The 340-nt window shown below is 82.4% G+C and carries 1 protein-coding gene; it reads right to left on the bottom strand.

Going from position 1 to position 340, the window contains the following annotated elements; translation table 11 throughout:
• Positions 1-225: 225 nt before the first annotated feature.
• A complete protein-coding gene (locus DEF28_RS28925) occupies positions 226-324 on the bottom strand; it encodes a hypothetical protein (protein ID WP_267900225.1) in 99 nt (32 codons plus the stop codon).
• Positions 325-340: the final 16 nt, after the last annotated feature.

Raw genomic sequence — 340 nt, forward strand, 5'->3', positions numbered from 1 at the left:
AACGGCGGCTCCGGGGGCTGCTCCGCAGGGGTGCGAGCGGGCCCGGGCCGGTCCGGCCGCGTCTCCCGGCGCACCTGGACGGCCCCGGCTGCGGCGCCGGCGCCGCGCGCGGGCGCGGGACGGGCCCGGGAGGCACCGGCGGCCGCGGGCCGCGGCGGGTCAGCCGTGTGGCGGACGCCGCAGCGGGGCGCCCGCTGACGGCGGTCGGTCGCTCCGGGGGCCGCTTCAGCCCGCGGCCGGCGCGGCGCCGAGCAGCGGCAGCCGTCCCACGATCTTGTCGACCTTGTTGCGCGGGCCGAGGACGCTGATGCCGCTGTACTCGATCTCGGCCGGGTCCGCC

The organism is Marinitenerispora sediminis (assembly GCF_003336425.1).
GTDB classification, from domain to species: Bacteria; Actinomycetota; Actinomycetes; order Streptosporangiales; family Streptosporangiaceae; genus Marinitenerispora; species Marinitenerispora sediminis.